We start from the raw sequence: 3,054 nt of genomic DNA on the forward strand, positions 1-3,054 counted from the left end.
CGTAGCGGGGGCCAACTTCCTGCTGCACTACCGGTTGATCTACCGCAAGGATTGGGGGGGTCTTCAAGGATCCGGAGCTGGTCACCTACCTGGCCATCATCGTGGTGGTGGGGTTGGCCTGTGGGGTGGTGTTGATGCTGGAGCAGGGCAAGGAGCTGGAAGTGGCCATGCGCCATGCCTTTTTCAATGTGATCTCCATCATGACCACCACCGGTTATGCCAACGACGACTTCGCCAAGTGGCCCCTCTTTTTGCAGGTCATCCTGCTCAATCTGATGGTGATCGGTGGCATGGCTGGTTCGACCGCAGGCGGTATCAAGGTGGTGCGGCTGGTGATGGTGTGGGAGCTGTTCAAGGCGATTCTGGACCGGTTGATCTCTCCCCGGCGCATCATCGTGCCCAAATACGCCGGAGTGGCCATCGCCCCCGAGGTCATGGAGGGCAGCCTGATCATGGTGGTGGTGTTTCTCTTCGTCATGCTGCTGTCGGTGATCGTGCTTGCGGCGGTGGGCCTCGACTTCACCACGGCTTATTCCGCCTCTCTGGCCTGCATTGCCAACGTCGGTCCCGGCATCGCCAAGGTGGGGCCGGTGGAGAACTATGCCTTCGTCCCCGATGTGGGCAAGCTTCTGTTGACCGTGACCATGATCGCGGGCCGGCTGGAGCTGTTCACCGTGTTGATTCTCTTCTTCCCGCGCTTTTGGAGAGGGGTGTAACCCCTTATTCCCGAAAATCCCGCAGCCGGTAACCCACCCCCATCTCCGTCATGAGGAGCTGGGGGCGGGCGGGATCGGCCTCCATCTTGCGGCGCAACTGGGCCATGAAGACCCGCAGGGTGTGGGTCTGGTGGGCGTAGGAGGGGCCCCAGACCTCCTTGAGCAACTGGCGATGGGTCAGGACCCGCCCGGCGTTGCGGGCCATGTGCAGCAACAGCCGGTATTCGATGGGGGTCAGGGTGACTGCCGCGCCGCCCACCTGCACCTCCCGTCGGGAGGGATCGATGCGCAGGGGGCCCACCTCCAGAACCGCATCCACCGAGATGTTGCTTTGCAGGCCGACGGCATGGCGCAAGGCCACCCGGATGCGGGCCATCAACTCGTTGACCCCGAAGGGTTTGGTCAAGTAGTCGTCGGCTCCCGCATCGAGGGCGGCCACCTTGTCGTCCTCCCGTCCCCGCGCCGAGATGACGATGAGGGGGATGGCGCTCCACTCCCGCAACTCCCGGACGAAATCGATGCCATCCCCGTCCGGCAATCCCAAATCCAGCAGGATGATCTCCGGCGGGTGGGCGGTCACCGCCAGACGGGTATCCCGCAAGGTTTCCGCCTCGCTGACGTCGAAATCCCGCGCGGAGAGGGCCGTGCGCAGGAAACGGCGCATTTGCAGCTCGTCTTCCACGACCAGAACGCGGCATCCTTTATCCGTCATGGGATTCTCCGAGGGAGTTGGGAAACTCCCGCAATCAAGGGGTTTTATTATTAAGTCCTTTTACTTTCAATATGTTATCCTTAAAAAATCAAAAAAAGAAAATGTTCTATCCTTTGACTTATCTGTTTTGAACTTAAATTTATATTCCAGAAGGGTTTTCCCGTTGGCTTATTCTCCAATATCCGGTGCCGGAACGCCTCCCTGTTCCACCAGCAGCCATTCGGCGGGCAGCGGTGGTTGGGGCAGGACGATGTGAAACTCGGCCCCGCCCGCTTCCCGGTTCCCGGCCCGGATGGTGCCGCCGTGGGCCAGGACGACTCCCTGGCAGATGGCCAGCCCCAGACCCGAACCGGGGATGCCGGAGGTGTTGCCTCGGGTGAACTTTTCAAAGAGCCGGGCCTCCTCGCCGGGGGGCAGGCCGGGTCCCTGATCCATCACCCGGATGTTGACCTCCTCCGTTCCGCCCGTCACCTCGAGAAAGATGGGGGATCCGGGGGGAGTATATTTGATGGCATTATCCAACAGGTTAAGCAATACCTGTTCGAAGAATATCGGATCGACATGACCCATGGCTGCCGATTCGTCCACCTGCACCGAGATGGGTCGATCCTGACAGCGTTTTTCCAGCCGGGCCAGGGCGGAGCCCACCAGCTCCTCGAAGGGCACCCATTCGCGGCGCAGGTGGCAGCCTCCGGATTCGAGGCGCACCATGTCCAGAAGGTTGGCGATCAGTCGCTCCATGCGTTCCGCTTCGGAACAGAGCGTCTCCAGCAGTTCGATGCGTTGGGTTTCGTCCAGGGCGCCCCGGTCGTCCCGCAGGGTGGTTCCGGCGCCGGTGATGGCCGCCAACGGTGTGCGCAGATCGTGGGAGGCCATGCTCAACAGGGCGCTGCGCAGCTCTTCGGCCTTGGCGCGAATGGCGATGGCGCCCGCCTCCTCGCTCAAGCGGGCCCGGTCGATGGCCAGACTGGCCTGCCGGGCGAAAGATTCCAGAAAATGGCTGTAATCGACATCGAAGAAGCGCTGCTCCGCGATGCGCAGTGCCAGGACCCCCAGGGTGCGGGAGGTGGCCAGAGGCAGACAGGTGATCTCCCCTCCGGGCTGATTGACGGTGCCGCGTCCGGCGGCCCGACCGTGGCGTCCGCTCCAGCTCATGGTCTGTTCGGACAGGGCGTCGGGTCGAAATGTCTCGGGACAGGCCGAGGCGAGAAGCCGTTCGCCGCCCGTTCCTTCCAGATAGAGGGCCGCTTCGCCGCCGAAAATGGCCTGGGCCTGACGGGTGATGATCCGGGAGGCGGTGTCCACCTCCCGAATGGACATCATCTCCCGGCTCAGGTGGTGCAAGGCATCGGTTTGAGCCTCCCGGTCCCGGGCGTTCTGCTCCTGGCGACGAATGCGCGCCATCAGGCCGCTGATGAGCAGGCCCACCCCGAAGAGGATGGCGAAGGTCAGAATGTGCTGCGGCTCGGCAACCGAGAAGGTGTAGTAGGGTTGCACGAAGAAGAAGTCGTAGGCGGCGACGGAGAGGGCGGAGGCGGACAGGGAGGGTTTTTGCCCATAGCGGAAGGCCACCGCCATGATGGGCAGGAGGTAGAGCATGACCGTGTCGGCAGGGGTCAGAAGATG

Annotated in this window: 3 protein-coding genes; 1 reads left to right on the forward strand and 2 read right to left on the reverse strand. The window is 62.5% G+C overall.

The features are described from left to right. Positions 1–101: 101 nt before the first annotated feature. Complete coding sequence (locus HQL56_19215) at positions 102–716, forward strand: TrkH family potassium uptake protein (GenBank protein ID MBF0311647.1); 615 nt, start codon at positions 102–104, stop codon at positions 714–716. A 4-nt stretch (positions 717–720) separates the two neighbouring features. Here the strand turns inward: HQL56_19215 and HQL56_19220 are convergent, their stop codons facing one another. Together HQL56_19220 and HQL56_19225 are read right to left on the reverse strand one after the other, a co-directional pair. Continuing rightward, complete coding sequence (locus tag HQL56_19220; GenBank protein ID MBF0311648.1) at positions 721–1,428, reverse strand: response regulator; 708 nt, start codon at positions 1,426–1,428, stop codon at positions 721–723. A gap of 168 nt (positions 1,429–1,596) precedes the next feature. Next, the coding region (locus HQL56_19225) for a DUF4118 domain-containing protein (GenBank protein MBF0311649.1) at positions 1,597–3,054 on the reverse strand (1,458 nt) is incomplete at its 5' end.

The sequence above is a fragment of the Magnetococcales bacterium genome (assembly GCA_015231925.1).
Lineage (GTDB): Bacteria > Pseudomonadota > Magnetococcia > Magnetococcales > JADGAQ01 > JADGAQ01.